The organism is Actinomycetota bacterium, from assembly GCA_036280995.1.
Taxonomy (GTDB): domain Bacteria; phylum Actinomycetota; class CALGFH01; order CALGFH01; family CALGFH01; genus CALGFH01.
Map to the genome: position 1 here is coordinate 1 of DASUPQ010000084.1, position 5153 is coordinate 5153.

The 5153-nt window shown below is 71.2% G+C and carries 7 protein-coding genes; 2 read left to right on the forward strand and 5 right to left on the reverse strand.

The genetic code is table 11. The features are described from left to right. From VF468_02285 to VF468_02300, 4 genes are all read right to left on the reverse strand, one after another. Positions 1 to 309: fructose-bisphosphatase class II (locus tag VF468_02285; GenBank protein HEX5877140.1), on the reverse strand; the 309-nt coding region annotated here is incomplete at its 3' end. Next, positions 309 to 1823 (reverse strand): glycerol kinase GlpK, encoded by a 1515-nt coding sequence (glpK, locus tag VF468_02290; protein HEX5877141.1) that lies wholly within the window; start codon positions 1821 to 1823, stop codon positions 309 to 311. The genes VF468_02285 and glpK, both read right to left, overlap by 1 nt. 74 nt (positions 1824 to 1897) lie before the next feature. Continuing rightward, on the reverse strand, positions 1898 to 2269 hold the full coding sequence (locus VF468_02295) for a hypothetical protein (protein ID HEX5877142.1): 372 nt from the start codon (positions 2267 to 2269) through the stop codon (positions 1898 to 1900). Positions 2270 to 2415: 146 nt separating this feature from the next. Beyond that, positions 2416 to 3162 (reverse strand): MIP/aquaporin family protein, encoded by a 747-nt coding sequence (locus VF468_02300; protein ID HEX5877143.1) that lies wholly within the window; start codon positions 3160 to 3162, stop codon positions 2416 to 2418. 518 nt (positions 3163 to 3680) lie between these two features. On the opposite strand from VF468_02300, the gene VF468_02305 reads away from it, so the two are divergent. Beyond that, positions 3681 to 3854 (forward strand): LuxR C-terminal-related transcriptional regulator, encoded by a 174-nt coding sequence (locus tag VF468_02305; protein HEX5877144.1) that lies wholly within the window; start codon positions 3681 to 3683, stop codon positions 3852 to 3854. A gap of 20 nt (positions 3855 to 3874) precedes the next feature. On the opposite strand, the gene VF468_02310 is transcribed toward VF468_02305, so the two are convergent. Then, a complete protein-coding gene (locus tag VF468_02310) occupies positions 3875 to 4861 on the reverse strand; it encodes a DUF418 domain-containing protein (protein ID HEX5877145.1) in 987 nt (328 codons plus the stop codon). Positions 4862 to 4929: 68 nt separating this feature from the next. Here VF468_02310 and VF468_02315 point away from each other — a divergent pair, with 68 nt between their 5' ends. Beyond that, positions 4930 to 5130: a hypothetical protein gene (locus tag VF468_02315; protein ID HEX5877146.1), complete on the forward strand. Its 201-nt coding sequence runs from the start codon at positions 4930 to 4932 to the stop codon at positions 5128 to 5130. Positions 5131 to 5153: the final 23 nt, after the last annotated feature.

Sequence of the window (5153 nt, forward strand, 5' to 3'; positions counted from 1 at the left end):
GTCGGGCAGAGCCTTGGCGGCGGCGGTGGTGCCGTCGACCGGGTCGACAGCGATGTCGACATGCGGCTCGGCTCCGTTGCCGACCTGCTCACCGTTGAACAGCATCGGGGCCTGGTCCTTCTCACCCTCCCCGATCACGACCACGCCGCGCATGCCGACCGAGCCGAGGACCGGGCGCATCGCGTCGACCGCGGCCTGGTCCACCTGGTTCTTGTCGCCGCGCCCGACGTAGCGGGCAGCGGAGATGGCGGCGGCTTCGGTGGCGCGGACGAGCTCCAGGGCCAGGTTGCGGTCCGGGTCCAGCGGCATCATCTGACATCGACCCAATCCAGTGTGCGCCGGACCGCCTTCTTCCAGCCGGCGTGGCCGCTGGCGCGCTGCTGGTCTGACCATTGCGGGGTCCAGCGCCGAGACTCGTTCCAGTTCGCCCGCAGCTCGTCGGTGTTCTTCCAGAACCCCACCGCCAGGCCAGCCGCGTAGGCGGCGCCCAACGCCGTGGTCTCCGCGACCACCGGGCGGCTCACCGGCACACCCAGAACATCGGCCTGCAACTGCATGCACAGGTTGTTTGCCGTGACACCTCCGTCGACCTTGAGCACCGCCAGGTGCACCCCGGAGTCGGCCTCCATCGCCTCGGCGACGTCGCGGCTCTGATAGCAGATCGCCTCCAGGGTCGCCCGCGCGAGGTGGGCGTTGGTGTTGAAGCGAGACAGACCGACGATCGCCCCACGGGCGTCGCTGCGCCAGTAGGGCGCGAAGAGCCCGGAGAAGGCCGGCACGAAATAGACGCCGCCGTTGTCGTCGACGCCGCTGGCCAACGTCTCGATCTCGGCGGCGCCGGAGATGATGCCCAACTGGTCGCGCAACCATTGCACGGCCGACCCGGTGACCGCGATCGAACCCTCCAGGGCGTAGACCGGCTTGTCGGTGCCGAGCTGGTAGCACACCGTGCTGAGCAGCCCGTTCTTGCTGCGGACCAACTCGGTTCCGGTGTTCAACAGCAGGAAGTTGCCGGTGCCGTAAGTGTTCTTCGCCTCACCCGGGGCGAAGCAGACCTGCCCGAACATCGCGGCCTGCTGGTCGCCGAGGATGCCGGTGAGCGGGATGCCGGCGAAGGCCGCCGGCGCCGCGACCTCGCCGTACCGGGCCGGCTCCGAGGACGGCCTGATCTCGGGCAGCATCACCCGCGGGATGTCGAAGAAGCCGAGCAGCTCCTCGTCCCAATCCAGGGTCTCCAGGTTCATCAACATGGTTCGGCTGGCGTTGGTCACGTCGGTCACATGCACCCCCCCGTCGACACCTCCGGTGAGGTTCCACATCACCCAGCTGTCGGTGGTGCCGAACAGGGCGTCCCCGGCCTCCGCGGCGGCGCGGACACCGGAGACGTTCTCCAGGATCCACTGCAGCTTCCCGCCGGAGAAGTACGTCGCCGGCGGCAGACCCGCCTTCCGCCGGATCACCTCGCCCTTGCCCTCGCGGTCCAAGGCGCTGGCGATCCGGTCGGTGCGAGTGTCCTGCCACACCACGGCGTTGTAGTACGGGCGACCGGTCGACCTGTCCCAGACGACGGTCGTCTCGCGCTGGTTGGTGATGCCCACCGCGGCCAGATCCGAGGCGGCCAGCCCCAACCCGTTCATCGTGGTCTGGATCACCGAGCTGGTGCGTTCCCAGATCTCCACCGGGCTGTGCTCGACCCAGCCGGCCCGGGGCAGGATCTGCTCGTGCTCGAGCTGGTGCCGTCCAACCTCGTTACCACCGTGGTCAAACAACATGAACCTGGTGCTGGTCGTGCCCTGGTCGACGGCGCCGACAAGATCGGCCATAGCTACTCCTTCGATGCACGGTCGATGAGGTTGAGCTCCCGAGGCGGACCGGTGTGCTCACGGTATCGCCGTGATCAGTGCAGCGGCGGCCCGCCGTCCGGGTCTTCGGCGCCGGCAAGGTGCGCCTGCCCCTTGGCGTAGCCCTTGCTCAGGTCTCCGACCCTGTCGTCGTCCCAGACGATCTCCGCCTCCCCGCTGGCGAACTGTTTGCCCGAACCCTCGGGGACACCATGGTCGGCGAGAGCCTCGGTCTGCTCGCTGACCTCCCCGTGGGCGAAACCCTTGCCCAGCCCGTCGTAGCGGTCATGGGTCAGGTCAGCGACATGCGATTCCCCCCGGGCGAACTCCTTCCCCGAGCCCTCGGGGACCCCCATCGGATGCCCTGGTTCGCTGTCCCGCTCGCCCGGCTGCGGCTCGGGCTGACGTCGCCGCTTCCGCCACGCCATCGCGCTCTCCCCACGTTGGCCGGATGGTGTCATCGGTCGGCGTCGCGCCCCGGGACTGCAGACGGCCGCCGCTGCCCCTAGCATCCCCCATTACGGGCTGGCCCGGCCAGAGGCATCGCCGCGGCCGACCCGGGCGTCACGCCCGATCAGGCGGGGAAGTCGACGGCCCGCCATGCCAGCGCACCAAGAACCCCGCCGATGATCGGTGCGACAACCGGCACCCAGGCGTACGCCCAGTCCGAGCTGCCCTTCCCGGGGATGGGCAGCACGGCGTGGGCGATGCGGGGCGCCAGGTCACGGGCCGGGTTGATCGCGTAGCCGGTGGGCCCCCCCAGCGACAGCCCGATCGCCACCACCAGCAGACCCACCAGCAACGGCGCCAGGCCGGTGCTGAACACGGCCGACAGATCGACCTCGCCATCTAGCGCGCCGGCGTTCGCGCCGATACCGAGCACGGCGAACACGAGGACGAAGGTCCCGATGACCTCGCTGATCACGTTCGCCAGCGGGTTGCGAACCGCAGGGCCAGTGCAGAACACCGCGAGCTTGAGGCCCGGATCGTCGGTGATCCGCCAATGCGGCAGGTAGTGCAGGTAGACCAGGCAGGCGCCGACAAACGCGCCCACGAACTGTGCCAGGAGGTAGGACGGCACCGTCGACCACTCGAATTGCCCGGTCGCGGCCAGTCCGAGCGTGATCGCGGGATTGAGGTGGGCACCGCTGACCCGCCCGACGGTATAGACCGCCACGGCGACCGCCAGACCCCAGCCCAGTGTGATCACGATCCAGCCGGCGTTCTCCGACTTCGACTGGCGCAGCAAGACACCGGCGACGACCCCGTCGCCGAGCAGGACGAGAATCGCGGTTCCGACAAACTCAGCGAGGAACTCCACCGCCTGCTGCCTCCGTCTCGAGCGTGCACATACTCCAGCCCCTAGATCGCGACCGCGCGGCCGACGTCCACCGATCGTGTCGGCAGGGCAGGACCATGGTCCGCCCGCCACAGCCTAGGCCTGATCGCCGAGTCCTGGAGCAGCGCCGCGCCGGACCCTTACGTGGCGTTGGGCGCGGATCGTCCTCCTCGGGCTCCGCGTCGACGACGTCCCGTAAGCAGATGGAGTCGTCGACGAGACCCGAGGTCGCCGACCGCGAGCCGCGGCCCGGAACACCGGTGGTTGCCGGCCCGTAGCCGTCGAAGATGTCGAGGTCCTCTCCCCCATCCACAGCCACCGGCTCAGCTGCTCGACTACGTGTCCTTCACGGACCGCCGCGGGACCTGGCCGGGGTCGTACGGTGCGGCGGCGGTGTCTACCTGAACAGCTACGACTCGCCGCGGTCGGCGATCCGCTGCACCAACCCGGCGCGCCGACAACAGCTGCGAGGGCGTCACCATTTACCGCCGCCAGCCGGAATGGACGGTGACCACCACCCGCAGGCCGGATCCGACGCCGAGATCGCCCGGGCTCTCGGGCTGCGCACCACGACCGTCCGCAGCCACGTCAGCAGCATCCTCGCCAGGCTCCGGGTCGCCGACCGCACCCAGGCCGCCCTGCCGGCTCGCGCGGCCGGGCTGGGACATGACTGACCCCGGGCCCGGCAGCGGATCTACCGGCGCCGCGGCGGGTGCTGGTAGGCCCACGCCCAGGCCGCCTCGAGCGGGCCGCGGGGGTAGCGGCGCAGCCAGAGGTGCGCACAGGCGATCACCACCATGCACACCGCCGGGTACAAGGCGAGGGTCCACCACGTCCGCGCGTCTCCCATTCGCGCCGCCAGCCCCAGGCCCCAGCCGTAGCACAGCACGCTGCAGACGGCGTTCTGCAGCACGTAGCACGACAGCGCGGTGCGGCCGACCTCGGCCAGCCGGCGCTGCACCGGACCCGGCGCGCGCCGCGCCTCCACCAGGCACGCGGTGGCTGCGAGCAGCCCGGCCGCGACGATCGGGGCGGTGGCGTAGCGGGCGAGGAGCAGCCCGGCGGCACCGCCCAGGCTGCCGATCGCCAGGTCGACGGGCAGCGCCATACCCAGGCCGATGGTGATCAGCCGGCGTCGCAGCGCCCAGCCGCGCTGCTCGAACAGCCCGGCCCGCACCAGTCGGCTGCCGACCAGGAAGGTGGCCACCGACAGCGGCAGGATGAAGACCGCCTCGGCCCGGTACAGCGGGAACCACTCCACCCGCTGCCAAACCTGCTCCGGCCAGCTGCCGTCGGTGTAGAGGGTCACCGCATCGGCCCTGTCGCGGTCGCCACCGGTGCCGGCGGCCACCATGGCCGCGGTCAGCGCGGACAGCGGCAGCACGTGCAGGCTGGCCGCCGTGCACAGCCAGATCCGCCGGCTGCGCGGCGACGTGGCCAGCACCGCGGCCACCACCACACCGGTCACGGCGTAGCCCATCAGGATGTCGAACTCCACCACCAGCAGGTAGTGCAGCAGCCCGTCCAGGAACAGCAGGGCCGCCCGCCAGGGGTAGCGGCCGGGCCACGGCCGGCCGCGCCGCTGCGCCGACCGCCGCTGCAGCTCCAGGCCCACCCCGAACATCAGCGTGAGCATGCCGAGGAACTTGCCGTTGGCCAGCTGCCGGGCGACGGTCTGCACCGCCTGCCCGGGCCCGCCGGTCAGGGCTCGGCAGCCGGTCGAGGTAGCCGATCATCCCGGCCGGGTCGGTGAAGATCCAGATGTTGGTGGCCAGCGTGCCGAGGATGGCGACCCCGCAGGCGACGTCGAGTACGGCGATGCGCTGCTGGGAGCCGGCCGGAACCGGCGGCCGGGGCCGCGCGCCCGCGGCCCGGACGCCGTCGACGCTGGTCATCGGTGCCCCTCCGGCCGGGATGCCCGCCGGGACGCCCATCGTGGCCGCCGGGTGATCAGGACGGCGGCGAGCGCCGCG

What these genes read in the sequence shown, in the direction of transcription:
- glpK (HEX5877141.1), bottom strand. Translation starts at nt 1,823, where the DNA reads ATGGCCGATCTTGTCGGCGCCGTCGACCAGGGCACGACCAGCACCAGG.
- VF468_02295 (HEX5877142.1), bottom strand. Translation starts at nt 2,269, where the DNA reads ATGGCGTGGCGGAAGCGGCGACGTCAGCCCGAGCCGCAGCCGGGCGAG.
- VF468_02305 (HEX5877144.1), top strand. Translation starts at nt 3,681, where the DNA reads ATGGACGGTGACCACCACCCGCAGGCCGGATCCGACGCCGAGATCGCC.